The organism is Kitasatospora paranensis (assembly GCF_039544005.1).
GTDB lineage: Bacteria > Actinomycetota > Actinomycetes > Streptomycetales > Streptomycetaceae > Kitasatospora > Kitasatospora paranensis.
This window is the reverse complement of the sequence record NZ_BAABKV010000001.1, coordinates 355,638-380,140: the sequence shown is the minus strand read 5'-3', so window position 1 is coordinate 380,140 and position 24,503 is coordinate 355,638. Positions and strand designations below refer to the sequence as shown.

The 24,503-nt window shown below is 73.3% G+C and carries 23 protein-coding genes and 4 pseudogenes; 16 read left to right on the top strand and 11 right to left on the bottom strand.

Going from position 1 to position 24,503, the window contains the following annotated elements; translation table 11 throughout:
- Positions 1 to 61: 61 nt before the first annotated feature.
- Positions 62 to 493 carry a hypothetical protein gene (locus ABEB13_RS01915; protein ID WP_345703965.1) on the bottom strand — a complete coding sequence of 144 codons (432 nt, stop codon included), beginning with the start codon at positions 491 to 493 and terminating at the stop codon, positions 62 to 64.
- A 1,072-nt stretch (positions 494 to 1,565) separates the two neighbouring features.
- On the opposite strand from ABEB13_RS01915, the gene ABEB13_RS01910 reads away from it, so the two are divergent.
- The 5 genes from ABEB13_RS01910 (at position 1,566) to ABEB13_RS01890 (ending at position 4,720) form a co-directional block, all read left to right on the top strand.
- A complete protein-coding gene (locus tag ABEB13_RS01910) occupies positions 1,566 to 2,123 on the top strand; it encodes a hypothetical protein (RefSeq protein ID WP_345703964.1) in 558 nt (185 codons plus the stop codon).
- 215 nt (positions 2,124 to 2,338) lie between these two features.
- Positions 2,339 to 2,974 carry a PIG-L deacetylase family protein gene (locus ABEB13_RS01905; RefSeq protein ID WP_345703963.1) on the top strand — a complete coding sequence of 212 codons (636 nt, stop codon included), beginning with the start codon at positions 2,339 to 2,341 and terminating at the stop codon, positions 2,972 to 2,974.
- Positions 2,971 to 3,636 (top strand): class I SAM-dependent DNA methyltransferase, encoded by a 666-nt coding sequence (locus ABEB13_RS01900; protein ID WP_345703962.1) that lies wholly within the window; start codon positions 2,971 to 2,973, stop codon positions 3,634 to 3,636. Before ABEB13_RS01905 ends, ABEB13_RS01900 begins: the two co-directional genes overlap by 4 nt.
- Positions 3,633 to 4,334, top strand: coding sequence for a glycosyltransferase family 2 protein (locus tag ABEB13_RS01895; RefSeq protein WP_345703961.1), 702 nt, complete (start codon positions 3,633 to 3,635; stop codon positions 4,332 to 4,334). Before ABEB13_RS01900 ends, ABEB13_RS01895 begins: the two co-directional genes overlap by 4 nt.
- Positions 4,335 to 4,459: 125 nt before the next feature.
- A complete protein-coding gene (locus ABEB13_RS01890; RefSeq protein WP_345709504.1) occupies positions 4,460 to 4,720 on the top strand; it encodes a DUF4235 domain-containing protein in 261 nt (86 codons plus the stop codon).
- Between the two features lie 138 nt (positions 4,721 to 4,858).
- On the opposite strand, the gene ABEB13_RS01885 is transcribed toward ABEB13_RS01890, so the two are convergent.
- The 5 genes and pseudogenes from ABEB13_RS01885 to ABEB13_RS01865 all read right to left on the bottom strand — a co-directional run bounded on the left by ABEB13_RS01885 (position 4,859) and on the right by ABEB13_RS01865 (position 9,511).
- The gene (locus ABEB13_RS01885) at positions 4,859 to 5,818 is read right to left on the bottom strand and encodes an SDR family NAD(P)-dependent oxidoreductase (protein ID WP_345703960.1); all 960 of its coding nucleotides are present in this window, start codon (positions 5,816 to 5,818) and stop codon (positions 4,859 to 4,861) included.
- Positions 5,819 to 5,880: 62 nt separating this feature from the next.
- Complete coding sequence (locus tag ABEB13_RS01880) at positions 5,881 to 7,065, bottom strand: zinc-dependent alcohol dehydrogenase (RefSeq protein WP_345703959.1); 1,185 nt, start codon at positions 7,063 to 7,065, stop codon at positions 5,881 to 5,883.
- A 652-nt stretch (positions 7,066 to 7,717) separates the two neighbouring features.
- Positions 7,718 to 8,170, bottom strand: a pseudogene (locus ABEB13_RS01875) (DUF5709 domain-containing protein); the annotation flags it as partial.
- A gap of 93 nt (positions 8,171 to 8,263) precedes the next feature.
- A complete protein-coding gene (locus ABEB13_RS01870; protein ID WP_345703958.1) occupies positions 8,264 to 8,902 on the bottom strand; it encodes an endonuclease in 639 nt (212 codons plus the stop codon).
- A gap of 18 nt (positions 8,903 to 8,920) precedes the next feature.
- Positions 8,921 to 9,511: a type 1 glutamine amidotransferase domain-containing protein gene (locus tag ABEB13_RS01865; RefSeq protein WP_345703957.1), complete on the bottom strand. Its 591-nt coding sequence runs from the start codon at positions 9,509 to 9,511 to the stop codon at positions 8,921 to 8,923.
- A gap of 443 nt (positions 9,512 to 9,954) precedes the next feature.
- Between ABEB13_RS01865 and ABEB13_RS01860 the strand changes: the two genes are divergently transcribed.
- Positions 9,955 to 10,671 carry a hypothetical protein gene (locus tag ABEB13_RS01860; RefSeq protein ID WP_345703956.1) on the top strand — a complete coding sequence of 239 codons (717 nt, stop codon included), beginning with the start codon at positions 9,955 to 9,957 and terminating at the stop codon, positions 10,669 to 10,671.
- A 307-nt stretch (positions 10,672 to 10,978) separates the two neighbouring features.
- Here the strand turns inward: ABEB13_RS01860 and ABEB13_RS01855 are convergent, their stop codons facing one another.
- On the bottom strand, positions 10,979 to 11,269 hold the full coding sequence (locus tag ABEB13_RS01855; protein ID WP_345703955.1) for a WhiB family transcriptional regulator: 291 nt from the start codon (positions 11,267 to 11,269) through the stop codon (positions 10,979 to 10,981).
- Positions 11,270 to 11,564: 295 nt separating this feature from the next.
- Here ABEB13_RS01855 and tkt point away from each other — a divergent pair.
- Positions 11,565 to 13,708, top strand: a pseudogene (gene tkt / locus ABEB13_RS01850) (transketolase).
- 127 nt (positions 13,709 to 13,835) lie between these two features.
- On the opposite strand, the gene ABEB13_RS01845 reads toward tkt, so the two are convergent.
- Positions 13,836 to 14,366, bottom strand: a complete 531-nt coding sequence (locus ABEB13_RS01845) for a hypothetical protein (protein WP_345703954.1) — start codon at positions 14,364 to 14,366, stop codon at positions 13,836 to 13,838.
- 179 nt (positions 14,367 to 14,545) lie between these two features.
- Between ABEB13_RS01845 and ABEB13_RS01840 the strand changes: the two genes are divergently transcribed.
- The 3 genes and pseudogenes from ABEB13_RS01840 to ABEB13_RS01830 all read left to right on the top strand — a co-directional run.
- On the top strand, positions 14,546 to 14,974 hold the full coding sequence (locus ABEB13_RS01840) for a hemerythrin domain-containing protein (RefSeq protein WP_345703953.1): 429 nt from the start codon (positions 14,546 to 14,548) through the stop codon (positions 14,972 to 14,974).
- A 5-nt stretch (positions 14,975 to 14,979) separates the two neighbouring features.
- Entirely contained in the window at positions 14,980 to 15,102 is a 123-nt protein-coding gene (locus ABEB13_RS01835; RefSeq protein WP_345703952.1) for a hypothetical protein, read from the top strand.
- 423 nt (positions 15,103 to 15,525) lie between these two features.
- Positions 15,526 to 15,864 (top strand): annotated as a pseudogene (locus ABEB13_RS01830) (LLM class flavin-dependent oxidoreductase); the annotation flags it as partial.
- A gap of 683 nt (positions 15,865 to 16,547) precedes the next feature.
- Here ABEB13_RS01830 and ABEB13_RS01825 read toward each other — a convergent pair.
- On the bottom strand, positions 16,548 to 17,084 hold the full coding sequence (locus tag ABEB13_RS01825; RefSeq protein ID WP_345703951.1) for a DUF6328 family protein: 537 nt from the start codon (positions 17,082 to 17,084) through the stop codon (positions 16,548 to 16,550).
- Between the two features lie 364 nt (positions 17,085 to 17,448).
- Entirely contained in the window at positions 17,449 to 17,655 is a 207-nt protein-coding gene (locus tag ABEB13_RS01820) for an LPXTG cell wall anchor domain-containing protein (RefSeq protein WP_345703950.1), read from the bottom strand.
- 541 nt (positions 17,656 to 18,196) lie between these two features.
- On the opposite strand from ABEB13_RS01820, the gene ABEB13_RS01815 reads away from it, so the two are divergent.
- The 5 genes and pseudogenes from ABEB13_RS01815 to ABEB13_RS01795 all read left to right on the top strand — a co-directional run bounded on the left by ABEB13_RS01815 (position 18,197) and on the right by ABEB13_RS01795 (position 23,266).
- Positions 18,197 to 18,628 carry an STAS domain-containing protein gene (locus tag ABEB13_RS01815; RefSeq protein ID WP_345709503.1) on the top strand — a complete coding sequence of 144 codons (432 nt, stop codon included), beginning with the start codon at positions 18,197 to 18,199 and terminating at the stop codon, positions 18,626 to 18,628.
- A 326-nt stretch (positions 18,629 to 18,954) separates the two neighbouring features.
- Positions 18,955 to 21,233 (top strand): annotated as a pseudogene (locus tag ABEB13_RS01810) (catalase).
- Positions 21,234 to 21,543: 310 nt separating this feature from the next.
- Positions 21,544 to 21,891: a phage holin family protein gene (locus tag ABEB13_RS01805; protein WP_345703949.1), complete on the top strand. Its 348-nt coding sequence runs from the start codon at positions 21,544 to 21,546 to the stop codon at positions 21,889 to 21,891.
- Positions 21,892 to 22,051: 160 nt separating this feature from the next.
- A complete protein-coding gene (locus tag ABEB13_RS01800; RefSeq protein ID WP_345703948.1) occupies positions 22,052 to 22,489 on the top strand; it encodes a DUF3618 domain-containing protein in 438 nt (145 codons plus the stop codon).
- A gap of 612 nt (positions 22,490 to 23,101) precedes the next feature.
- Positions 23,102 to 23,266 (top strand): hypothetical protein, encoded by a 165-nt coding sequence (locus ABEB13_RS01795; protein ID WP_345703947.1) that lies wholly within the window; start codon positions 23,102 to 23,104, stop codon positions 23,264 to 23,266.
- Between the two features lie 247 nt (positions 23,267 to 23,513).
- On the opposite strand, the gene ABEB13_RS01790 is transcribed toward ABEB13_RS01795, so the two are convergent.
- Positions 23,514 to 23,768 carry a hypothetical protein gene (locus ABEB13_RS01790; protein ID WP_345703946.1) on the bottom strand — a complete coding sequence of 85 codons (255 nt, stop codon included), beginning with the start codon at positions 23,766 to 23,768 and terminating at the stop codon, positions 23,514 to 23,516.
- Between the two features lie 150 nt (positions 23,769 to 23,918).
- On the opposite strand from ABEB13_RS01790, the gene ABEB13_RS01785 reads away from it, so the two are divergent.
- On the top strand, positions 23,919 to 24,095 hold the full coding sequence (locus ABEB13_RS01785; RefSeq protein ID WP_345703945.1) for a hypothetical protein: 177 nt from the start codon (positions 23,919 to 23,921) through the stop codon (positions 24,093 to 24,095).
- The last annotated feature ends 408 nt before the right edge of the window (positions 24,096 to 24,503 follow it).

Sequence of the window (24,503 nt, the reverse complement as noted above, 5' to 3'; positions counted from 1 at the left end):
GGGCGGAGCCGCGCCGGTTGGGGTTGGGGCGTATCCCGGTGCGGCGGATTCCGGTCGGGTTTCAGGGCTTGTGGTCCGGGGTGGTGGCGATGCGGGCCAACATGCCGTTCAGGCGCCGTACGGCGTGTTCGGCGTCGGTCATGTCGTCAGGCGTGGGGAGCACGGTGCCGAAGGCCTGGCCCTGCGGGGCGGGCAGGGCGCGCCAGTGCAGGACCGGGGTCAGGTCGCTGGTGCACTGGGCGAGGAACCAGGCGAGCTGGCCGTGGGTGCGGGCCACGGTGAGAGCCATGGCCGCGAGGGCCTCGCGCAGGGATTCCAGTCGCTCGATCCGTAACATGGCGTCCCGTTTCTCGGCCGGGCCGACGGCCTGCTCGAGCGCTGCGGCGGTCTGCCTGGCCAGGTCCACGTCGCCGGGGATCGGCTGCCATTCGCCCCGTGCGAGCTGACGCTCGGCCTCTTGGGCCGTCTTCTCGACCGCGGTGAACATGCTCATGGTTGTGAACGCTAGCGGGCCACACCGGGCCGGTGCTCGCTGCATCCCGCGGAGAGCCGGCTCCTGGCAGCCAGTCGGAGCTGTCGAGGCTCGAATCCGGCGGGTGGGGGTGGGCGGACGCCGTTTCGCTCCGGTGTGCCAGGCGGTAGGTGTGGCGGTGGTGGTGTCCGCGGCCCTCGTCCCACACAGACGTCCGGCAGAGCGCCCATCAGGTCAGGGTCGAAGAAGTCCTTGACGTCGTCCCACAGCAGATCCGGCATACCGCCATGCTGCCTGGCCCGCACGCCCGCGCGCAGCCCGATTTCCTTGACGAACCCCCATAGAGCCACCCCCGCACCGCGTCCCGGCGACCGGGCGCGGGCCAGCCCCAGCGACGGCACGGTGGTGCCGGGCGTGCGGTCGGGCCGTGCAAGGTGCAGTGTCGAACGGGAGTCCGGGCCGCTGCGCCGTGCCGCCCGGTGGCCGCCTAGACACCGAGGAGAAGGCCATGCCTGTTGGGCCGCTGCTCCAACCGTCCGAGTCGCGGGCGCTCCTTCGCGACACGGTCCGGGGCCCGGGATGGGGCCCGTGACGGGGGACGACTCCCCGGCACCGGGCGTGGTCCTCGCCGCAGGTGCGGGCCCCGGTCGGGGCACCGACCCTGAGCAGCATCGGCGGTGCATTGCGCAGGCGTTCACCCGTCTGGCCGCCTGTGGGCATCTTGATCTGCCGCTGCCCGGCCGGGGCAGGACCCGCACCCGATGGGAAGCCCTCGGCCAGTGGGCCCGCTGGGACCTGTCGCTGGCCCGGCTCGCCGAAGGACATGCGGATGCGATCGCGATTCTGGCCGATCTCGACGCCCAGCACGGCGACGACATCCCGGTGACCGGACCCGACGTCCGGTGGGGGTGTGGGCGGCCGAGCCGCCGGGCTACTCCCTGGCGGCCCGCAGGGTGCCCGGCGGCTGGCGCCTGTCGGGGGTGAAGCCGTTCTGTTCGGGCGCCAGGGTGTGCACGCACGCTCTTGTCTCGGCGCGTGAGGGGAGTCCCGCCGGCTGTTCGCCGTGCGCACGGACCAGCCCGGCATTGGGCCCGTGCCGGACAGCTGGCCCGGGCCCGGCATGGCCGGCAGCGACACGCTGGACGTCGGCTTCGACGCCGTCCGGGCCACCCCCGTCGGTGAACCGGGCGCCTACCTTCAGCGCCCCGGATTCCACCACGGCGGGATCGGCGTCGCCGCATGCTGGCAGGGCGGCGCCGCCGCGGTCGCCCGCACCCTGCTGACCGCATCGCGGACCTGGGACCTGGGCCCGCACGCCCTCGCCCACCTCGGCGCCGTCGACGCCCGTCTGTCCACGGTCGACGTCCTGCTGGACGGCGCGGCCACTGCCGTCGACGCCGACCCGCACGACCGGGAGGGCAAAGCCGCCCTCCGCACAATGCGGGTGCGCGCCGCCGTCGAGGACGCCGCCGACGACGTCCTGCGCCGGGTGGGCCGCGCACTCGGCGCCACCCCGCTCGGCCACGACGCCGTCCATGCACGGGCCGTCGCGGACCTGACCGTGTACCTGAGGCAGCACCACGCAGAACGCGACCTCGCCGCGCTCGGGCGGGCGGCCAGCGAGTCCCGGTCCGGCTGGGGGGACACGTGACCAGCCACCCGATCCCTCGCCCACCCGCGCCGCAACCGTATCCCGCCCCACCGGCCGACCCCATTCAGGCCCCAGGCACGCCGGAGAGCGCGTGGCGCGCCTGGCCTGGCCTGGCCCACCTTCCCGTCGCCGACCCGCTCGAAGCCCTCGCCCGGACGGCCCCTCTCCACGGGCCCGCGAGCCCCAAGCCCGCCGGCCGCGGCAGGGACCCGCGCGTGCTGGTCGTGGCCGCCCACCCGGACGACGAGGTCCTCGGCTTCGGCGGGACCCTCGCCGTCCTCGCCGCGGCCCGCATCCGCCTGCGACTGGTCTCCGTCACCGACGGAGAGGCCTCACACCCCCGCAGCGCCACCGCCACGGCCCGCCACCTGGCGGCCGTACGGACCCGCGAGCTCCACCACGCCCTCGGCCGCCTCGGCGCCGACGCGCAGCACGTCACCCTCGGACTACCCGACGGCCGGGTCGACCACCACGAGCGCGATCTCACCCACAGCCTCACCGAGCTCCTGGACACGTGCGACCTGTGCGTGGCCCCCTTCCACTGCGACCTGCACCCGGACCACGAGGCCGCGGGCCGGGCCGCGCTGGCCGCCGGCACAGCCCGCGGGGTTCCGGTCTGGGAGTACCCGGTCTGGGCCTGGCACTGGGCTGCGCCCGGCGACCCCCGGCTGCCCTGGCACCGCGCTGCCCGCATCCCGCTGCCGCCCTCCGCCGTGGCGCGAAAGAACGAGGCATTGGAGTGCTTCCGCAGCCAGATCCGTCCGCTGGGCGAGGATCCCGGAGACGAGGCGATCCTGCCGCCCGCCGAACTCGACCACTTCCGGCGCGACTTCGAGGTGGTCTGGCAATGACCGGCAGCCGCCGCGAGTGCCGCCCGCAGGGGGCGGACACGTGCACGCCGGATGCCTACTTCGCGCGCATGTACGCCGAACGGGACGACCCGTGGGATCTGGCCGGCCGCTGGTACGAACAGCGCAAGTACGCGCTCACCGTCGCGGCCCTCCCGCGCCCGGTCTACCGCAGCGCCTACGAGCCCGGCTGTTCGGTCGGCGTCCTGTCCGGCCTGCTCGCCGCCCGCTGCCGAAAACTCCTTGCCTGTGACCGGGAACAGAAGGCCGTCGAGCGTGCGCGCCGCAGGCTGTCGCAGCATCCTCACGTCCGGGTCGAACACCAGGTGCTCCCGCGCGACTGGCCCACGGGTCGCTTCGATCTGATCGTGCTTTCCGAGCTGCTGTACTACTTCAACGCTCCGGTCGGTGCCGACCTGCTGGACCTCGCCGTGCAGTCGCTCGAACCGGGCGGCACGCTCCTCCTGGTGCACTGGCGGCACGCAGTCGCCGACCACGCCCGGGGCGCGGAGGAGGTCCATCGGCAGGCCCGCGCCCACCCGGCCCTGGTCGCTGTCGCCGCGCACACCGAGCCCGACTTCCTCCTCGACGTCCTGGTCCGCCCCGATCGGCCGGACACGCCCGCAGCCCGGCTGTCCGTGGCGGCGCTCGAGGGCCTGACATGATCCGGTCCGTTGCCGTGGTCGTTCCGGCCCGCGACGAGCAGGACCTGCTCGGCGGATGTCTCGACTCGCTGCGTCGGGCTGCCCGCCACCCGCGAGTGCGGGGCATACCGGTGGACGTCATCGTGGTGGCCGACGCCTGCACGGACGGCACCGCAGCGCTCGCCCGGCAGTACGGCGCGTCGGCGGTCGAGATCGCGGTGCGCAACGTCGGCAGGGCGCGGGCCGCCGGCAGCGCCCGCGCGCTCGACCTCGCGCTCGGCCGCGGCCTGGCCCTCCATGAGGTGTGGCTGGCCCACACCGACGCCGACTCCCGCGTGCCGTCCGGCTGGCTCGCGCACCAGCTCGCCTGTGCGGCGGCCGGCTGGTGCGCGGTCGCGGGGACCGTCCGCGTCACCGACTGGACCGGCCACCCGCCAGCCACCGCCGTCGCCTTCCACGGTCACTACACGGCAGCAGAGGACGCCGGAGCGCATCCCCACGTCCACGGTGCGAACCTCGGGGTGCGGGCCGACACCTACCGAGCGGTCGGTGGCTTCGCTCCGTTGCCGGTCGGTGAGGATCGGGCGCTCGTGGCGGCCCTGGAGGCGGCGGGGGTGCACGTCACACGCACCGGCCGGCATCCCGTCACCACCTCGGCGCGCCGCGATGCCCGGGCGCGCGGCGGATTCGGCGACTTCCTTCTCCGCCTCGCCCGCTGACCACGGGCCGGTGCCCGCGGCGCGTGCGCGCCCGGGCCGAAGGAGCCGAGGATTGCCGGTGCAGGGCGTGGACAGACGCACCGCAGGCGCCGTGACGCGGTGGCCGACTGCATCGGGAGACCATGATGGTGAAGATCCTCTACAAGCCGCTGGGACTGCTGTTCGGCATCCTCGGCGGGCTGATCGCCGGCGCCCTCTTCAAACGCCTGTGGGCACTCCTCGGACACGAGGGGGACGCGCCGAAGGCCACGGACGAGGACCGCACCTGGAAGGAGGTGCTCGCCGCCGCGGCACTGCAGGGGGCGCTGTTCGCGTTGGTGAAGGCGGCTGTCAACCGCGGCGGTGCGGCCGGCACGCGGCGGCTGACCGGCACCTGGCCGGACTGACGGGCCACCGTCGGCATCGCCGCTCGCGGACACGGCCGCCGGGACGCCGGGCCGCCGGGCCGCAAGGCGGGGCGTCCCGCGACCCGTCCGGGCGACGGTGACGGCGCGCCCGCTGACTGTGTGGCAACAGCCGAGGAGTCAGGGGTTCGGCCGCGGCTCGCCGAAGCGGCGTCCGGCGCGGTCGCCCAGGACGGTGACCGCGGCGGGGAGCCCGGACTCGCGGGCCGCTTCGGAGCCCGGGATGTCGCGGTGCGGATGACTGCCGGCATCGGGGAGGATCCTGGCGGCGAGGCCGAGCAGCCGGGTGGTGGTGGCAGGGGCCAGTCCGTGCAGCCGGACGGCGAGCTTGGCCGGTGTGGTGAGGACGAGTTCGGGCCGGCGGTGTTCGGCCGCGCGCACGATGGCCCGGGCGGCGCGCTCGGCGTCCATGGAGAGCAGCGGCATCGAGGCGGCTGTGGCGAACCAGCCGTACTCGGCTCCAGGGCGGCCGTGGAAGCGGGCGGCGGTGTGGGACCCGGTCCGCATGAGGCCGGGGAACACGGTGGTGACGCCGACTTCGGCGTCGGCGAGTTCGGCGCGCAGCCCCTGGGAAAGCCCGGCGACGGCGAACTTGGCCGAGGCGTAGGGCAGCAGATGGGGAGGGGAGAGCCGCCCGCCGATCGAGGAGATGTTCACCAGTGTGCCCGCCGTGCTCGCGCGCAGGTCGGGCAGGGCGGCCAGGGTCAGTCGCAGGGGCGCGAAGAACATGGTCTCCATCGCCCGGCGGAAGTCCTCCTCGTGCAGAGTGTCCAGCGGGCCGACCTGGATGATGCCGGCGTTGTTCACCAGGATGTCCAGCGGGCCCAGTAGCGCGTGCACGGCGTCGAGGAGGTCGTGCGGCGCGGTGTCGTCGGTGATGTCACAGGCCAGGGAGGTGACGTCGGCGCCGGTGGCGCGCAGGCGGTGCTCCGCCGCCGTGAGCTCTGCGGGGTCGCGGGCGCACAGCAGCACCCGGCACCCTCGTTCCGTGAGCCGGCGGGCGATCAGTAGCCCGAGGCCGCGAGAGGCGCCGGTGACCAGCGCGATCCGGCCTTGGAAACGGTGCGGTCGACGGGTCATGTCACAGCTCCGGGAGATGGTGGCGGGCGGGCCCGTCCACGTCACGCGGGCGGGGCACGCGGTCAGGGCTGGAAGAGGATCTTGACGGCGCCGTCCTGCTTCTTCTGGAACATCCGGTAGGCGTCGGGTGCGTCCGTGAGCGGCAGGTGGTGGGTGGCGAAGGCGTCGACGCCGAGCGGGTCTTCGTCGGTGAGCAGCGGGAGGATGTCTCCGGCCCAGCGGTGCACGTTGGCCTGGCCCATCCGGAGCTGGATCTGCTTGTCGAACATGGTGAGCAGCGGCAGCGGGTCGGTCATGCCGCCGTACACGCCGGACAGGGAGATGGTGCCGCCGCGGCGGACCAGGTCGATGGCCAGGTGGAGGGCGTGCAGACGGTCGACGCCGACGTGCTGCATGATGCGGGCCACCAGGGCGTTGGGGAGCAGGGCGGTCGACTGCTGGGCAAGTGCGGCGGCGGGGGAGCCGTGGGCCTCCATGCCGACCGCGTCGATGACGGCGTCGGGTCCCCGGCCGTCGGTCATCTCCCGGACGGTGGCGGCCAGCTGCTTGCCGTGCCGGTCGAGGTCCAGAACTGTGGTGCCGCGCGCACGGACGCGTTCCAGCCGCTCGGGAACGAGATCGACGCCGATCACCTGCCCGGCGCCGCGGTGTGCGGCGATGCGGGTGCACATGTCGCCGATCGGGCCGAGACCGAGGACGACGACACTGCCGCCTTCCGGGATATCGGCGTACTCGACTGCCTGCCAGGCGGTGGGCAGGACGTCGGAGAGGAACACGAACCTGTCGTCCGGCGGGCCGTCGGGCACCTTGATCGGCAGGGTGTTGCCGAACGGTACGCGAAGCAGCTCGGCCTGACCGCCGGGGACCTGGCCGTAGAGCTTCGTGTAGCCGAACAGTGAGGCGCCGGTGCCGTAGGCGTGGACCTGTGTTGTCTCGCACTGCGAGTGGAGGCCCCTATCGCACATGAAGCAGGTGCCGCACGAGATGTTGAACGGCACGACCACCCGGTCTCCGGGCCGGAGGGCGGTGACCTCGGGGCCGGTCTCGCGGACGGTTCCCATGGGCTCGTGGCCCAGGACGTCCCCCTCGTCCAGGAACGGGCCGAGGACCTCGTAGAGATGGAGGTCCGATCCGCACAGGCCCGTCGAGGTCACTTCGACGACGATGTCCGTCGGCTGCTCGATCACCGGATCAGGGACGTCCTCGATGCGTACGTCCCGCCGGCCGTGCCAGGTCAATGCCTTCATCGTCACTCCTCGGAGAGGGTGCCGGGGATTGGCCCCGGTGGTCCGCGTCGACAGCATCCCGGTGCTGTACGGGAGATCGGCGCGCCAAGCCCGCGCCTGCCCGTGCATCCCTCCGCCAAACGCCGCCTCTCTCGGCGGGGCCGACGTTGCATATGGGCTGGCGGGCAGGTCAGCCACCGTGTCCTCGCGAGTGCCGGGACCGTCATCGTCTGCTGTTCGCTGCAGGTGTCCACGCCGGTCCCGAGCAGGAAAGGCAGGTGCAGCGCGTCTTCGGGACCGTGGTGCGGTGCGGATCGACGCGCACCAGCGCGGGCGCGGCGGCGTGAGCGAGCCGGTCGAAGGCGCACAACTACAGGCCGTCGGCGCCGAAGCCGATGGAGTCGGGAAACCGGGAGCCGGTGATGTTTCACCGGCAACGGGCAGACGGCCGGCATGAACCAGTGCCCTCGCGGCACACAGCGCCACGCAGCGGACCGAGGAGTGGCCGAGGCCATGGGGACGGGCGTGTTCGCCGCCGGCATCCCGGCCACCGGCGGCCTTGGACGACCGCCTGGCATCCCCCGGCATCCTCAAACAGGCCCAGTGGCTGACGGGCGAGCCGCCGAGGCCGGCCGCGCCTTCTCACCCCGCGACAGCTCCCTGCATGCGGGTCGTCGTCGGGCAGGACGTGCACGGCTGCCTCCTCTGCGCCGGCGGCGCCGCCGTCGATGCCCACGTCGGTGGCGATGATTTCCGCCTCGCTGTCCGGGTGGGCGCCCTCGTCCGGTGCGACGAGGCGGCCCGCACGATCCGTCCCGGCCTCGGGATCGACCGGTTCACCCTGCCCTGCCGAAAAGTCGCCGACGCCGTCGCCGTCCTCCGCGGCCAAGTCCGGTACCTCCTGCGCCAGCCGTTCGTCCAGGCTCTCGCCGTCCCGTTGCTCGGCCGCGGTGGTGCCCACCTTGGTGACCCCGAGCGGCTTCTCCGGCGGCGACCAGCCTTCGTCCAGCAGATCGTCATAGTCGCGTTCGTCCACATCGTTCTCCAGGTCCGGGAAGGTCGTGCCGTCCCGGTCCCCGGCGGCGGAGGGTTGGTAGACCTCGTCCGCCATGTCGCTCTCGCTCATGGTCGTCACTCCTTCTCCGGGGCACCTCCCGGCGGCCGGGAGCGTGTCCGATGATGGGGTTCGCCGGTCCCGGGTGTCCGCGGCCACCCGGTCTCAGGCTCCGAGCAGGTCCCGCACGCCGTCCTTCGCCAGCCCCACGCGCACCAAGGCCGCGGCGAGCCGGGCCAGCTCCTCGGGAGGGACTAGAGCGGACAGGCCGGCGGGGGAGTGCGGCAAGCCGAGGTCACCGGCGGTGCGCCGGGCCCGTTCGTCGAGGCTGGGGCGCAGTTCGGGCCATACATCCTGCGCCTCGCGGCAGAAGATTTCGGCGCCGACCGGCCCGATCCGCGGCACTTCCCGGAGCAGTTCGCGCACCGACGCAGGATCGCGCCCGGCCTCCTCGCGGAGCCTTCTGAGGTCGCCCTTCCAGCGGTCGAGGACGAGGGCGGATCCCTCCCCGAGGGCAGTGGAGGTGCTCTCGTCGTACCGCACGTAGTGGGCCCGGCCGAGGGCGTCGACCCGCTCCTGCCAGGACGAGCCGGCCATCGCCCGCGGCGTCCGCAGCCCTGCCCGGAACAGCTCGCGGGCCGCCGCCGTCGCCGTGCGGGACGAGATCCGGGATGCGCAGAGCGTCGCCAGCACCAGCAGCCGGTAGAGCGGTGCGGGCTTGTCCCTGAGGGTGATTCCCGCCTCGTCGGCATAGGTGCGCCCGTGCGCGTCCAGCAGACGCGCGGTCAGCTCGGCGTTGTCCATCGTGCGACCCTCCGAAGCTCAGCGGTGTCCCGCCGCCCGCCCGGCGGTCGCACCCTGCAGGGCGGCGTCGATCTCGTGCAGGAAGTCCCCGAGGTCGTCCGGGGTGCGGGCGGTGATCAGCGTCCAGCCGTTCGTGTCGTCCGTGACGACGGACTCGTCCACCCAGATCCCGCCGGCGTTGCCGATATCGGTGCGCAATGACGCGTACGAGGTGAGGGTCTTGCCCTTGACCACGTCGGCCTCCACGAGGGCCCAGGGGCCGTGGCAGATGGCGGCGACGGGACGGCCCGAGGACGTGAACGCGCGGACGATGTCGAGCGCGTCGCCGTCCAGCCGCAACGAGTCGGCGTTCAGGGTCCCGCCAGGGACGAGAAGCAGGTCGTAGTCGGCCGGATCCACCTCGGCCAGGGTTGTGGTGGGTCGGACCTCCTTCCCCGGATCCCTGTCCCCGACGAGGGTCCGGATCGTCTCCGGCGAGGGTGCCGCGATGTCGACCTGCGCGCCGGAGCCGCTCAGGTGTGTGTGGGGCACGAGCAGTTCGTCCTGCTCGACGCCGTAGGTGGTCACGATGGCCAGGACCTTCGGTCCGGGCTGTGCGCGGTCGGCCATGGTGTTCTCCTCCTGACGGAAGGGTGGGCGGTGCGCATGCCGGGTCCGGCGACGGCGCGCCCAGGGGCCACGGCGTCGGCCGCGGGGCTCGTCAGCCCTGGCCGGACGGGGGCCCGCCCACCGTCGGCGTTCCTCACCTCGGCCCGGTGCCCCGATGATGTCGGAACACGGCCGGGCTCACCCCCGCGGTTGCCCGGATGCCGACGGGCCACACCCGGTCGGCGTGCGTGTCCCCCGCGTCCGGTCTTCGCCCCGCTGCTGCCCCGACGCGGTCTCCCACGGGGGCGTCAGCGCGGGCTGCGCCATCCATGGCGGGCAGGGAGTGATCCGCCCGGTGCAGCAGGGAGGTTTCGGGCCGCGCCGGGTGTGATCGGCCGCTCGGCGTGCAAACGCTGAGCGAGCCGCCCACCGTGGCGCAAGCTTCGAAGCCAGGGGAGACGATCATGACGCGCGGTCGCGAGGAGTTGCGACACCGCCATCCGCGGCACGAACGACGCGGTGAGGCCCGGCTGCCCGCCGTCGCGGCCACGCTGGCCGCGATCCTGCTCTATCTGGCACTGCCCGAACGGCTCCTGGTCGCCCCGCGTTACCTGCTGCCGACGCTGGAGGTGCTGCTGCTCGTCCCGCTGATCGCCGTCAACCCCCGGCGGCTGACCCGCCAGACCCGCCTCTCCCGCGCCGGCTCCCTCACCCTCGTGGCACTGATCGGCGCCGGCAACCTCACCGCACTCGGCGTGCTCATCCACGCGCTCGTCTCGTCCCAGGTCAAGGACGGCGGCCAACTGCTCGTCGCCGCCCTGCAGGTCTGGCTCACCAACATCATCGTCTTCGGGCTCGCCTACTGGGAGCTCGACCGCGGCGGCCCCGTCACCCGTACCCAGGCACCGCGCGCCGACCTCCCGCTCGCGGACTTCCGCTTCTCCCAGGACGAGAACGACGACGCCGTCCAGGAGGTCTCCGACGGGGCCAGCGGGTCGTCCGACTGGGTCCCCACCCTGCCGGACTACCTCTACGTCTCGGTCACCAACTCGACCGCGTTCAGCCCGACCGACACCATGCCGCTCTCCACCCGCGCCAAGCTCCTCATGAGCATCGAGAGCATCGCCGCCCTGCTCACCTCGCTGCTCGTCATCGCCCGCGCGGTCAGCGTCCTGCACTGACCCCCACCTCCGGCCACTCCTCGGCCCACTCCCGCTGTCGGCCCGGCCGGAGTCGGCGGCGGGCCGGCGAGAGGACATGCCCCGGTCCGGACTGCGGGCGGGGTGCCGACCCGCCGCCGCCCCTGCGCCTTCCAGCCTGCCGGCCGTACCGTCAGGAACCGAAGCGCTGCTGTCTGTACCGCCCGGACCTGCGACAGCGCCTCACCGCGGGGCTGGTCGGCCTGGGCCGGGAGCAAGGCGGGGCGCCCGACAGCGCCCCCGGTGTCCCGGTGCCCTCGGACACCGCTGCCCGGGGGGAGTTGTCGGCTCAGCGACGGCGGTGGCGGACGGGACCGAGCAGGGCGATGCGCTCATCCTCGCCCAGGCCACCCCAGACGCCGTAGGGCTCACGGACGGCCAGCGCGTGTTCGAGGCACTGCGCGCGGACGGGGCACCGGGCACAGATCCGTTTGGCGGCGGCTTCCCGATTGTCGTGGGCCTGGCCGCGTTCGCCCGACGGGTGGAAGAACAACTGGTCGTCCGCGGCGCGGCACGCGGCCCGTAGCTGCCAGTCCCAGCGGTGGTGGATCGGTCCGGGAAGACGAGATATGACCGTCACGAAAGACTCCTCCTCGGCGAATACGCAGGGCACCGGCCGTCGGCGACCGGCCTCCGGAGCGCCGTCTTGCCGCCGCCGCCCGGTTCCACACGCCCGACCTGTGTGGATGCTCGGCGCATTCCGCGCAGGGCCGCGCAGCCGACGGGCGCCGTCGTGCGAGCCGGAACGGTGGTGGGGAGGCGGCGGCACCGGGAAGTGCGGTCGAATCCGCCGGCCGATGCGGTCATGGCCGGGCCGAGCCCGGGCAGGCGCGGGGTGGTTACCCGCCCCGCCCGACCGCCATGGGAGGACACTCATGACACCGCGCACCACGCCGTTGCCCGACCGCCATCCGTCCCTTGCCGAGCCCGTCGCCGAGCGGGCCGGCTGGAGCGCGGTGGACCTCCGTGCGGTCGACACCGCCCGGCTTCTCGCGGCCGATGCCGTGCAGCGCACGGGCAACGGCCACCCCGGCACGGCCATGAGCCTGGCCCCGCTCGCTCACCTGCTCTTCCAGAACGTCCTGCGTCACGACCCCGCGGACGACCAGTGGCTCGGCCGCGACCGCTTCGTGCTGTCCTGTGGACACACCAGCCTGACGCTGTACGTCCAGCTCTACCTGACCGGGTACGGGCTGGAACTCGACGACCTGAAGGCCCTGCGGACCTGGGGTTCCGCCACTCCGGGACACCCGGAGTACCGGCACACCCGGGGGTGGAGATCACCACCGGGCCGCTCGGCCAGGGACTCGGCGCCGCCGTCGGCATGGCGATGGCCGCCCGCCGCGAACGCGGACTGCTCGACCCGGACGCCCCGGACGGCGAAAGCCCCTTCGACCACCACGTGTACGTGCTCGCCTCGGACGGCGACCTGATGGAGGGCGTCACCGCCGAGGCCAGCTCGCTCGCGGGGCACCAGCGGCTCGGCAACCTGATCATGGTCTACGACCAGAACCACATCTCGATCGAGGACGACACCGACGTCTCCTTCAGCGAGGACGTCGCCGCTCGCTACCGCGCCTACGGGTGGCACGTCCAGACCGTCGACTGGACGGCCACCGGCCGTTACGTCGAGGACGTCGACGCCGTCCTCGCGGCCCTGGAGGCGGCCCGCGCCGAGACCACCCGGCCCTCGCTGCTCGTGCTGCGCACCGTCATCGGCTGGCCCGCGCCCAACCTGCAGAACTCCGGAAAGGCCCACGGAGCCGCACTGGGGGACGACGAGGTCGCCGCCACCAAGGAACTGCTCGGTTTCGACCCCGCGCGCAGCTTCACGGTCGAGGAAGAGGTCCTCGCGCACACCCACAAGGCCCGCGAGCGCGGCCGGGAACTCCACGAGACGTGGACGCCGCGCTACGAGCGCTGGCGCAGTGCCCATCCGGACCGGGCGGCACTGCTGGACCGGCTGCGGGAACCGCGACTGCCCGACGGCTGGCACACCCGGATACCCGCCTTCCCGGCCGATCCCGAAGGACTGGCCACCCGCGCCGCCTCCGGCAAGGTCCTGACGGCGCTCGCGCCCGTCCTGCCCGAGCTGTGGGGCGGCTCGGCCGACCTGGCGGGCAGCAACAACACCACCATGGACGGTGAGGCCTCCTTCCTGCCGGAGGGCGTCGAGACCGCCGAATGGAAGGGCGGCCCCTACGGCCGCACCCTGCATTTCGGCATCCGGGAGCACGCCATGGGCGCGATCCTCAACGGGATCGCCCTGCAGAGCCTGACCCGTCCCTACGGCGGCACCTTCCTGACCTTCAGCGATTACATGCGGCCCGCCGTCCGGCTGGCCGCGCTGATGCGGCTCCCGACGATCTACGTGTGGACGCACGACTCGATCGGTCTCGGGGAGGACGGCCCCACTCACCAGCCGGTCGAGCACCTCGCCGCGCTGCGCGCGATCCCCGGACTCGACGTCGTGCGGCCGGCCGACGCCAACGAGACCGCCGCCTGCTGGCGCGCGGTGCTGGAGCACATCGACCGTCCGACCGGCTTCGCCCTGACCCGGCAGAAGGTAGCCGTCCTCGACCGGGGCCCGGACGGCTGCGCTCCGGCGGAGGGGGCTGCCCGCGGTGGCTACGTCCTGCGCGATCCGGCCGACGGCGAGCGGCCGCAGGTGCTGCTGCTGGCGACCGGCTCGGAGGTGCACCTCGCGCTGGCGGCGCAGCGACTGCTGGCCGACGACGGAGTGCCGAGCCGGGTGGTGTCACTGCCGTGCCTGGAGTGGTTCGCCGCCCAGCCCGGCGCGTACCGAGAAGAGGTCCTGCCGCCCGCTGTCACCGCGCGGGTCAGCGTCGAGGCCGGCGTCGCGCTCGGCTGGCGGGAACTGGTCGGCCCGCGGGGCCGGATCGTCAGCCTGGACCACTACGGTGCCTCCGCCGACTACCAGCGGCTCTACACCGAGTTCGGCCTCACCGCCGAGGCGGTGGCCGACGCCGCACGGCAGAGCCTCGCCGACGCCGGGTGAGGTGACGGCCGCGCGATGCGCACCGGCTGCCCGGCCCGGGAGGGGACCGACCGGACGGGCGTTCCGGCCGTGACGCCGAACGACGACGTCCGCGTCCTGCGCGGGTCGGCTGCCCGCTTCCTCGCAGCTACCGCCGGACGCTGCGAGCAGCCGGCCGGCCCGGATGCCCGGCCAGCACCTCGGCGCTGGTCTCCCGGTGCCAGCCGTTGAGGAGGTCGGCCTGCGCCCGGGCCCGGTCCGCCAGGCGATCGAGCGCGGCGGCGTCCAGACGCGGGTCGTCCTCGGCGACGCTGCGCAGGGCCCGCCACAGGGCTGCCTTGCCCTCGACGCCGGTGCGCATGGCCTCCAGCTCGACGAGATCGCTCAGCGGCGACCGGCGAATCAGGGTGCCGTTCGGCTTGAGCCTGCCGATCCGCTCGCCGGCGACACCCAGCCAGGTGCGGTAGTGCCGAACGGGCACGCCCAGCCGGCCCATGATCCGCACCAATTCGTCCCGGTCCTCGGCGATCTCCCGGGCGAGTCGGCCCATGTCGGCGGCGCGCCACGGGTCCGCTTGGCTGCCCGCCATCCGGCGGGCCAGCGCGGCGCCGCCGAAGGCACCGGTGAGGTGGTCGTTCAGATAGATGTTCAACGGTTCGGCGATCTGCTGTCGGGACATCGTGCCCTCCGTCGATGGTGAGCCGGCTGCGGACGGCGGCGCGCTGCGGCCGAGCCACCGCCTGCGGTGCGCCTACCCGGATCGCCGAATTGTCCCGCCCCTGAACGGCGCTTTTAGCCGGGGCGGACCGGGGCAGGCGTCTGCCCGCAGCAGTCACCACGGCGACGGGAGTGCAAACCATGGCCGCCCCCGGCGGAGACGTGATCGCGGAGCTCGAGGCGGACCATCGGGAGGTGCAGATGCTCTTCGCGCGGATCGCCGTGGCGCCCCGCACCGAGCTGCAGGAGCTCGTCCACCGGGTCAGCGTGGAGCTCGTGCGGCACTCGATCGCGGAGGAGGCCTACCTCTACCCGGCCGTCCGCGCCCACGTCCTCGATGGTGACCGGCTGGCCGACAAGGAGGTCGCCGACCACGCCCAGGTCGAGAGGCTGCTCAAGGGCCTCGAAGGCAGGTCCCCGGCCGATGCGGACTTCGATCCGCTCCTGCGGACGCTGAGCCGCGAGGTCGACCTGCACATCCAGGACGAGGAGCAGCGACTGTTCCCCGCGCTCGCTTCCGGCACCACGCCGGAGGAGCTGGCGAGGTTGGGGAGCGGGTCCGCGCGATGAAGGCGATGGCGCCGACCAGGCCGCATCCCGACGCGCCATCCTCGCCAACCGCCCGCCGGCTGCTGGCCCCGGGGATCGGCCTCATCGACCGGGTCCGCGACTACCGCTCCGGCCGGGGCCGGGAATGATCCGCCGGACCCGGTTCCGTTGCGGAGCCGGACGCCGGGCCGATGACGACGACTTCGTCCGCGCCGGTGGGGCACAGCAGCTTCAGAACAGCTTCGGAGGGATCGGAGAGGGCGGAGGTGCTGCCCCGTCGTTCGGCTCGCCTGCAGAGGAGCCTCAGCCCGATGGGTGCGGCCGGAATGCAGCCCCGTACCGACCCCGATGCTGGCGGGCACGGGGCGGCCGGCGAGGGCGCGCTGAAAACGGGTCCTCCAGCGGCGCGCTGCGGCCGGAGTCGAGCAGACCCGTCACCACGACGGCACGCCTGTGCGCGGCGGTCCATGAGCGGCGGCAGGGCCGGCAGGCGTCGGGGCGGCGCTCCTTGCGCAGGTGGAATCGCCGCCCGGCCCGCGTTCCGAATCGCCGGGGCCGGGCACGCGCCGGGCATGGTGAAATTCGGCTACACGATGATGACCGAACAGACCGGGCCGAGCCGGCTGGTACGGGACGTGGTCCACGCCGAGCGGGTGGGCTACGACTTCTCCGTCATCTCCGACCACTACTTCCCCTGGCTCGACAGCCAGGGACACGCCTCCTACGCATGGGCGGTGCTGGGGGCCGCCGCTCAGGCGACCTCCCAGATCCCGTTGATGACCTACGTCACCTGCCCGACCTTCCGCTACCACCCGGCCGTGGTGGCCCAGAAGGCGGCGACCGCGCCAGTCGGTGAAGAGCAGCAGGTCCCCGGCGCGCTGGGCGCGCACGGCGGCGAGCAGTTCGGCGAAGTACGCGGCGCCGTGGACCAGCGGCCGTACCCGGTTGCCCTCGGACCACGCCGCCCGGCCGGCCCGTCGGTGGTCCAGGACGGTCGCCCGGTTCCCGCGTTCGTCGGGTCGCAGCAGCCAGTCGGTGAGTTCCACGGTGGGTCCCCTTTCTGCGGCGATGGATCCCACCCGTACGGCTACCCCGGGGCGCCGGTCCAAAGGGCGTGCCGGTCGCTGCGTCGGCCGGGATGTCGGTGCAGCGGCCTGGGGGCTGATCCGGGAGGTGGAAGGACCTGGCAGGGGCCGGGCAGAGGAGGTGGGCTCACCACCGGGTGCCCGTGCGCGGCGGGGCCGGACGCACATGCGGGCTTCGCCGTCGCCGTCCGCCGGCACCTTTGCCGCTGCTGGCCCTGCCCGCGCCGACGTGCCGGGGTCGTCGACTCGGGCCTCTGCCAGCCGGCGGGCGGCCTCCACGACCCGATCGCCGGCGTCCTGGACGCCACGCCCGCCGGCGTCCCACGCGTGCCGGCGGCGCTCGGGCCCGCTCTCGCGGCGGGCGGCGATACCGGCCTGGTTCTACCCCGGATCGGATCCCAGGCGATGGCCACGGCGCCCGCCGGTAGCGCTGTGACCCGTGCCGCGGCGGCCACAACGGTCTCGGCGACACGATCACCGAGGGGACCGGCCGCGACAACCGCGGCCGGTCAGCCCTCGGTCCTGCTCCGCTCGGCGCGGCGCAGGACGAGATGGGGGAGCAGCAGCCACGAGGTGGCGAACCAGCCCATCACGGCGGCGCTGAGGATCCAGGCGAGGGTGGGGTTGCCGGTGGCCGTCCGCAGCAGGAGCAGCAGCGCGCAGCCGATGGTGAGCGCCAGCAGGGCCAGGCCGACGCCGACCATGCGCGAGGCCGTCCGGACGAGAGCGGGCTTCAGGTTGTGGCCGGCCAGGAAGCGGTGGAAGCAGACCGGCGCGATGAGGGTGCCGGTGGCGCAGGCGCCGAGTATGACGGTGACGACGTAGAGGTCCGTGTCGAAGCTGCCGAGGCGGGCGAAGACGGGCGTGAAGGCGACGCTGACGAGGAAGCCGAAGAGGATCTGGGCGCCGGTCTGCGCGACGCGGACTTCCTGGAGCACCTCGTTCCAGCGCCGGTCGGCCCGTTCCTGCGGGGTCTCGTCCCGGCCCGGCCCGCCACCGCCGCCGTCGTCGTCGTGGGGCTCTGGGGTGTCCCAGGTATGGCCCAACGGTGTCGCCTCCTTCAGCGGCAGGGTTCCGGTCCCACCCTGCCCGTACCGGCAGAGTGTGCAGGCCACTGCGCCAGACCAGGACGGCTCCAGCTGCGCCGCGCCGTGGGTGACCTGGGCCCGCGGTCCGGGCAGGTGCAGGACGACGACATCGCCGCGGCGGGGCCGGACGCCTCCGGGCTGGGCGTCCCCTCGCCCGCGTTCGGTCAGGGGCCGCTCGTGGCCGGGGCGCGCCCTCTGCTGCCTCGGTCTGGCCCCGGCACGCCGTACCGGCACGATCCTGTGCCGGGGTTCCGTGCTCATGTCGGTCCCTTCCGCCCCGTTGTGCCCGCTTCCGTTCCGGGGTCGTGCCGGCCTGCCGTGATCAGCGCGGTCGCGCGTGACGGCGCGGACCGGAACCCGCGTCGCCCAGGTCGGCCGGCGGTGGTTCGCGGTCCTTGCGGCGCTGGCCCAGCACGAACGCCAGAAGCAGCCCGAGGACGAGGACGGCACCGACGGCGATGAGCCACAGGTGGGCGCCGGTTCCGCCGGTGGCGAGCGGGATCTGCTGCGCGAGGTCGGTGAGTGCCATGGCGGGCGCCTGTCCGCCGGGGACCCGACAAACCCGTGCGTCCGCCCGATCCGGCAGGCGGCTGCCCGATCCGCGCTGCTCACCGGGGCTTCTCGCCGGACGATTCGAGGAGGACCGAGAGGTCGTCGGGCACGGTGAACCAGGCTGCTCCGACCCGGCACGCACCAGCGCCTCGGGAACGTCCGGAGCACCCCGGCGTCCTCGTGCACGACCGCCGCGCCGCCGGTGCCCGTGATTGCCATCTCCGCTGCCGACTCGGAGGTGGCCGAACCGACTGGTTCGAGGTGAGGCCCCGAGACGTGGCCGGACCGGACCGCGAGGCGGCGCGCGTGCCCATCCCGCTGTCCGGCGCGGGTCCCCGCCCGGATCCAGGCGGCCGACCGCAGCTGTGACGAGCACCCGGGGGTGCCACCGGGCCGCGCCAGCCTGCGGATTCGGCCGACGGGAGACGACCGGCCGCTCAGCCTCCGGGTCGGTCGCCGCGGAGAGCTGACGGCGTCCCAGCCCGGCGAACGTCGTCCGGCGCCCGCGTCGGAGGCACCTGCCTGCCGTACGGTGGTCATGTCCACCACACGGGGATATTCGAGGGAGTCACCCGATCGCCGTAGCCGAGCCCGATCCCTTCTTCACCGTCACCGTCCGCGACAGCCTCGCCGGTCCCGTTCTGGAGTGCCAGGGCGAGCTGGAACCGGACACCGCGAACCGGCTGCGCACCGCACTCGACCGGGCCCTTGCCAGCCTGCCGGTGCCGCCGATGCTGATGGTCGACCTGAGCGCCGTGACCTTCATGGACTCCTCGGGCCTGAACACTCTTCTGCGCGCCCGGATGGCGGCCGTGCGCCAGGGCACGATTGTTCACCTGGCCCGGCCCTCGCACCCGGTCGTCCGCGTCCTTCGGATCACCGGCACCGACCGGCTCTTCGACATCGACCAGGACGCGCCTGCCGTCGTGCCCAGGACCCGGACCGGCTGACCGCCGCCCGCCGACCACCCCGCCCGGCCGTCGGCAGCAGTCCGGGATCCGGCCTCTCGGCTCCAAGGCGGCCCCGGACAGCGCGGAAATGTCGCGGGGGCGGATGGCGGCCCGGATGCTTGGCGGAGCGATGTGCGCGGCCCTGACCGCTGCGGCTCGCGCCGAGGCGGGGGCAACGCACGGGCGACGGCAGCCGGGCCTACGGCGTGGAGTCGGATCATCCGGGCAGGCGCACAGGTCGCAGAACCCGCCCGGTGCCCCGCGAGGCCGGCCCGGGCCGACCGTCCCGCCGGACGTGTGCAGTCCTTACTTCCTTCGGAGGAACCGTGGAAATCCCCAACCCCGTGCAGAAGGCCGTGGACGCTGTGGCCGACGTGGTCTCCAGGCCTGCGGGCCGCGCCCACGCGGAGGGACCGGGCGCTCCCGGAGTCGAGCCGCCGACGGTGGCCGAACCGACCGAGCCGAGGGCCCCGTTGCCGCCCAAGGCGGACCAGGACGAACCCGCCGCCGTCTCCGCCACCGGACGCGACAGCCACGCCCCCCGCAACGTGCGGGCGCAGAGCAGCGGCTTCCTCACGACGGCCCAGGGCACCCGGGTGGCAGACGGCGATCACTCGCTGAAGGCCGGCCCGCGCGGGCCTGTGCTGCTGCAGGACCACCATCTGCGGGAGAAGATCACCCACTTCGATCACGAGCGGATCCCGGAGCGGGTGGTGCACGCCCGCGGCGCCGCCGCGCACGGTGTCTTCCGCGGCTACGGCACCGCCGGTGAGGTGTGCCGGGCGGCGTTCCTCGCCGAAGGCGTCGAGACCCCGGTCTTCGTGCGATTCTCCACTGTGCTCGGCTCGCGCGGCTCGGCCGACACGGTACGCGACACCCGCGGCTTCGCGACGAAGTTCTACACCACCGACGGCGTCTTCGACCTGGTGGGCAACAACATCCCGGTGTTCTTCATCCAGGACGCCATCAAGTTCCCCGATGTCGTCCACGCCGCCAAACCGCACCCCGACCGCGAGATCCCGCAGGCGCAGAGCGCCCACGACACCTTCTGGGACTTCGTGTCCCTGCACACCGAAGCCACCCACCACACCATCTGGAACATGTCGGACCGCGGCATCCCGCGTTCCTTCCGGATGATGGAGGGCTTCGGCGTCCACACCTTCCGCCTGGTCAACGCCGAGGGCGCATCGAGCCTGGTGAAGTTCCACTGGAAGCCCAGGGCGGGAGTGCACTCGCTGGTGTGGGAGGAGGCCCAGCTGCTCAACGGCATGGACCCGGACTTCCACCGCCGCGACCTGGCCGATGCGATCGAGGCGGGCGCCTTCCCCGCGTGGGAGCTCGGCATCCAGGTCTTCCCCGACACCCCCGAGCAGACATTCCAGGGCATCGACCTGCTCGACCCCACCAAGTTCGTCCCGGAGGAGCTCGCTCCGGTCCGGCCGCTCGGCCTGATGACCCTCAACGCCAACCCGACCAACTACTTCGCCGAGACCGAACAGGTCGCCTTCCACCCCGGCCACCTCGTCCCCGGTATCGACGTCACGGACGACCCTCTGCTGGCCGGACGGCTCTTCTCCTACCTCGACACGCAGATCACCCGGCTCGGCGGCCCGAATTTCGCCCAGATCCCGATCAACCGCACCCACGCGCCCGTCAACGACATGCTCCGCGACGGCTTCCATCAGGACGCCGTGCACACCGGAGTCGCCCCGTACAAGCCGAACTCCTCGACGGCGGCTGCCCCTTCTTCGCCGGGAGCGCCGACCACGCCTTCATCGAATACCCCACCCCGATCGCCGCCGCCGCCAAGGTGCGGGAGGCGCCGGCCTCCTTCGCCGACCACTTCAGCCAGCCCCGGATGTTCTGGCTCAGCCTCAGCCCGGTCGAGCAGCAGCACGTCATCGCCGCCTACACCTTCGAACTGACCAAGGTGCACGAGCAGGCCATCAAGGAACGCGCCCTCACCGTGCTCGCCAACATCGACGCCGGCTTGTGCGCCGAGGTGGCCAGCGGCCTCGGCCTGCCCGTCCCGGCGGCAACCGTCGAACCCGCCAGTGCATCGCCGAGCCCGGCCCTGTCCCAGCTGGGCGCGAGCTGGCCCACCCAGGGCCGGGTGATCGGCATCGTCGCCGACCCCACCGGTGACCCCGACGCCGTACGGCAGGCCCGGGACACCATCCGCGGAGCCGGCATGACCGCACTCGTCATCGCCCCCACCGGCGCGCCCCTGGCCCAGGACCTCCCCGTCCAGCGGACCTTCGCCGCCACCCGCTCCGTCGAGTTCGACGCCCTCCTGGTCGTCGGTACCCCGGCACCGGCCGCCGACGACCTCGGCGCACGCGACGCCAAGTCCGGTGCGACCCGGGGCACGGTCGACTCACGCATCGCCCTCCTGGTGAACGAGGCATACCGGCACGCCAAGCCGATCGGCGGCCACTCCTCGGCGCGCGCGGTGTGGACCGCCGCGGCCGTCGACCCGCAGGCCCCGGGCGTGCTCACCGGAGGGGACCTCGACGAGGTCCTCGCCGCACTTGTCGGCCTGCTGGGCGCCCACCGGGTCTGGGACCGCTTCCCGCCCCCCGCCCCGCTCCCGCCGTCCGCCTGAGGGACGAACGCACACCCTGCCCTGGCTCCCCGGCCCGGGGCAGGGTGTGCGGTTGTGCTCGGCCGAAGACGGCTCACCGGCACGCCCGGGCGGATGCCACTTTGCCGGCGCCAAAGCTCCGGGGCTTTCCTGCCACGACGCGGGGCCGGGGCAGGGAAGAACGCCAGCACGATGGCGATGGTGACGAGCGAGGGCCGCGGGCGCACCCGGACGGGATCATTCGTGCATGTTTGCCCCGGGCGCCTGCGGTCAGGCGCGGTGAGAGGCGACCGCAGCACGGACGAAGGGAAACGGCGAGGTGAAAACGATCATGAACACAGGCCGGGCCGGCACCGCCGCACCACCGAACCCGGCGGTCGGCGCCCACGACCCCACCAGCAGCGCTCCGGCCACCTCCAAAAGCACCCGGCCGGTGAACCAGCTGGTCCACGAGGTGACCGAGCTGGCCACCCGGCTGGTGCAGCAGGAAGTCCAGCTCGCCAAGGCGGAGCTCGCCGAGAAGGGGAAACGCGCCGGCCTGGGCAGCGGCCTCGTCGGAGGCGCCGGACTCCTCGCGATCATCGGCCTGCAGGCCTTCGTCGCTGCAGCGATCGCCGCCCTGGCCCTGGTACTGCCACTGTGGGCGGCGGCCCTGATCGCGGGGGAACGCTCCTGCTGATCGCGACTCTCCTCGCTCTGAGCGGCCGAGGGCAGCTCAAGAAGGCAGGATCCCCGGTGCCCGAGGCCGCCATGGCGACCACCCGCGCCGACATCGACGTGATCAAGGAGCGTGTGCACCGATGACCCCCGCGCACAACACCGAGGACGCCCCACCCAGCGTGGCCGACCTGACGTCACAGATCGCCGACACCCGTGACCGGCTGGCCGACGCCGTCGAAGAACTCACCGCCAAGGCCGACGTCAGCGCCCGCGCGCGCGAGGCCGCCGACCAGGCCAAAGCACGCGTCAACCGCACAGCCGACCACGCCCGTCAACGCGCCATCCAGACCACCGACCACGTACGGCACACCCTCGAGGAAGGCGTCAACGCCGCTGCGCACAGCGTTCGCGTCGCAGGGGGCCGGGCCAAGGAGCACGCCGCAGGCCTCACCCGCGCGTCCATAGGGGCGGTCCGGCCCCAGAAGTCGGCCCGCGGCCTGGCGCTGTCGTCCGCCCGGTACGGCGGCCCGGCGCTCGCTGCCGCCGGTGCCGTGATCCTCGGGACCGCTGCCGTTCTGACCCTTACTCATCACGGACGCCAGCCGATCGGGAAATGAGCGCCGCGACCGCCACGCACGGCCCGAGGCCGATCGTCCGCCCCGTCCGCGACCGAGACCGGTTGCGGGCCCCCAGAACTGTCGGACCCGCCACCGATCTCCACCCCCCCGCTGGCACGCTCCCGGGGCTGCCGCGCCGCGGTCTCGGCCCCGAGCCCCACGCCACCGACCAACGAGAGGAACATCGACCATGGGCGAACATCAGCAGGAGACGGCGTCCACACGCCAGACAGACACCGACCCCAGCAGCGTCGATAAGGCGGTCGCAGCCGAGGCCGACCGCGTCCGACGGGCCCTGGAAAGCGACGATGCGGGGCGAGTCGCCGGCCCCGGGGCCAAACCGGGCAACCGGCCGAAGCCCCCGTCCCCGCCGGGCCACGGCGCCCAGGACCAGGACGAGCCCCCACAGGCCGACGCCGGCCCCCTGAGCACGCGGGCCGCCCGGCCTGCGACGCCTGTGTGGCTGCCGCACGGGATCCGCGTCCAGCGCTGTGCAAGGGAAGCGCTGGGACACTCCCCCTGCCCGCGGACGTCACCCGTGGTATCGCCCACCGGTGCGCCCGGCGTGGCCGGGTGCGAGGGTGATGAGAAATCAGCGAAGGGAGAACCGCCGTGAGCACTTCGAAGAAGAACGACGACCCGCGGATCGACGAGGAAGCCAGGGAGCGGTCCGCGCAGCAGCGGAACGTCACCGCACCGACCCCACCGGACGTGCGGGCCAAGGCCGACGAGGAGGAGGAGCCCGAGCCGCCGGCGGCCGACGCACAAGCACCGTGACCCTCCGTCCAATGTGGTGCCGCCGGTGGCGTCGAGGATCTCGCCGATCACACCGGACTGCAGGCGTCCTTGCGCGGTGCCGCCCGCGATCGGCAGCGCGTGCTGGCACGTCTGCCCTGCCCGGTCCCGGAGTCCGCACCGGTGATGATCGCGATCGATCCCCCGCCCGGCGGCCCGAACCGCGGTAGGAGTCCTTGCCGCGCTCCGGCCGGGGCACCATCCGCTCCCTACTGCAGAAGCGTCGCGGCTACGCCGCAGCGGTATTTTCCGCAGCCAGCAGAGCGGCGAGTTGTGCCCGGTGCAGGGACGCGACGACGTCGAGCAGGTCCGGATGCCGTAGCAGGACAGCTGCGTGGGTGTCGTGGGTGCCGGGGTGAGCAAGGCGCCGCAGGCCTCCAACGCCCACGGAGCACCCGGCCCGGGCGACCACGTCGTGGGCGAGGGCGGCGAGGGAGGCGTCGGCCAGCAGGCAAGCGGCCCAGCTGACAATGCTCTCGTCCACCCACGTCCGCCATGCGCTGTCCTCGGCCTCGACAAGGTGGCCGGTGAGCCAGTCGAGTCGATCGGATCAGCTGGGGGCGAGCAGGTGCAACAGCTGCACATCGAAATCGGTGGGGTAGCGCAGGGCACCGGCGATGGTCGCTGCCGGGCCATGACCGTGCTGATGGAGAACGTGCGCCACCACGTCGAGGAGGAGGAGAAGGACTGGTTCCCCGAAGTCCGCAAGGCCATGGGCCGCAACCGCCGCGTCGAACTCGGCGAACAGCTCACCGCCGCGAAGACCGACGCCCCCCGCGACCCGCTGAAGGTCCCCAGCGCCACCGAGTGACCATCCCGGATTCGGCGGGCAACGGAGCGGCCGCGCAACTGATCCCGGCTCAGCCGACCCTGGCCTGAACACGTCTGCTCCACCATGCCGCCGGAAATGGTGATGTGCAGCCCGTGGGTGCGGGCGAGGCGGGAGGTGCCGCCACCTGATCGGTTGATGACGTCAGCGGCGGTGATCGGCGGCCAGGAGGCGGCGGGCGAGCGTGGCGGTGAGCCGAACACCGCAGGGCCCGCACGGGCGACCCCGCCGAAAGCCGAACCCGTGGCAGGTCGCGCACTGCGGGTCCGCAAGGCGCACCGCTGCCTGTTCAGACGCCCGTGCCTTCTCCACCTGCTCCACCGCCTGTCTCGCGAGACCAGGCCCGCTGCCGCCGACTGCACGCCGGGCCGGACTCAGAACGTATTCCGC

Coding starts and splice junctions, on each gene's coding strand:
- ABEB13_RS01890 (WP_345709504.1), top strand. CDS start 4,460: ATGGTGAAGATCCTCTACAAGCCGCTGGGACTGCTGTTCGGCATCCTC.
- ABEB13_RS01895 (WP_345703961.1), top strand. CDS start 3,633: ATGATCCGGTCCGTTGCCGTGGTCGTTCCGGCCCGCGACGAGCAGGAC.
- ABEB13_RS01915 (WP_345703965.1), bottom strand. CDS start 493: ATGAGCATGTTCACCGCGGTCGAGAAGACGGCCCAAGAGGCCGAGCGT.
- ABEB13_RS01835 (WP_345703952.1), top strand. CDS start 14,980: ATGGCGCCGACCAGGCCGCATCCCGACGCGCCATCCTCGCCAACCGCC.
- ABEB13_RS01865 (WP_345703957.1), bottom strand. CDS start 9,511: ATGGCCGACCGCGCACAGCCCGGACCGAAGGTCCTGGCCATCGTGACC.
- ABEB13_RS01900 (WP_345703962.1), top strand. CDS start 2,971: ATGACCGGCAGCCGCCGCGAGTGCCGCCCGCAGGGGGCGGACACGTGC.
- ABEB13_RS01845 (WP_345703954.1), bottom strand. CDS start 14,366: ATGTCCCGACAGCAGATCGCCGAACCGTTGAACATCTATCTGAACGAC.
- ABEB13_RS01840 (WP_345703953.1), top strand. CDS start 14,546: ATGGCCGCCCCCGGCGGAGACGTGATCGCGGAGCTCGAGGCGGACCAT.
- ABEB13_RS01870 (WP_345703958.1), bottom strand. CDS start 8,902: ATGGACAACGCCGAGCTGACCGCGCGTCTGCTGGACGCGCACGGGCGC.
- ABEB13_RS01885 (WP_345703960.1), bottom strand. CDS start 5,818: ATGACCCGTCGACCGCACCGTTTCCAAGGCCGGATCGCGCTGGTCACC.
- ABEB13_RS01860 (WP_345703956.1), top strand. CDS start 9,955: ATGACGCGCGGTCGCGAGGAGTTGCGACACCGCCATCCGCGGCACGAA.
- ABEB13_RS01880 (WP_345703959.1), bottom strand. CDS start 7,065: ATGAAGGCATTGACCTGGCACGGCCGGCGGGACGTACGCATCGAGGAC.
- ABEB13_RS01785 (WP_345703945.1), top strand. CDS start 23,919: ATGACCGTGCTGATGGAGAACGTGCGCCACCACGTCGAGGAGGAGGAG.
- ABEB13_RS01805 (WP_345703949.1), top strand. CDS start 21,544: ATGAACACAGGCCGGGCCGGCACCGCCGCACCACCGAACCCGGCGGTC.
- ABEB13_RS01820 (WP_345703950.1), bottom strand. CDS start 17,655: ATGGCACTCACCGACCTCGCGCAGCAGATCCCGCTCGCCACCGGCGGA.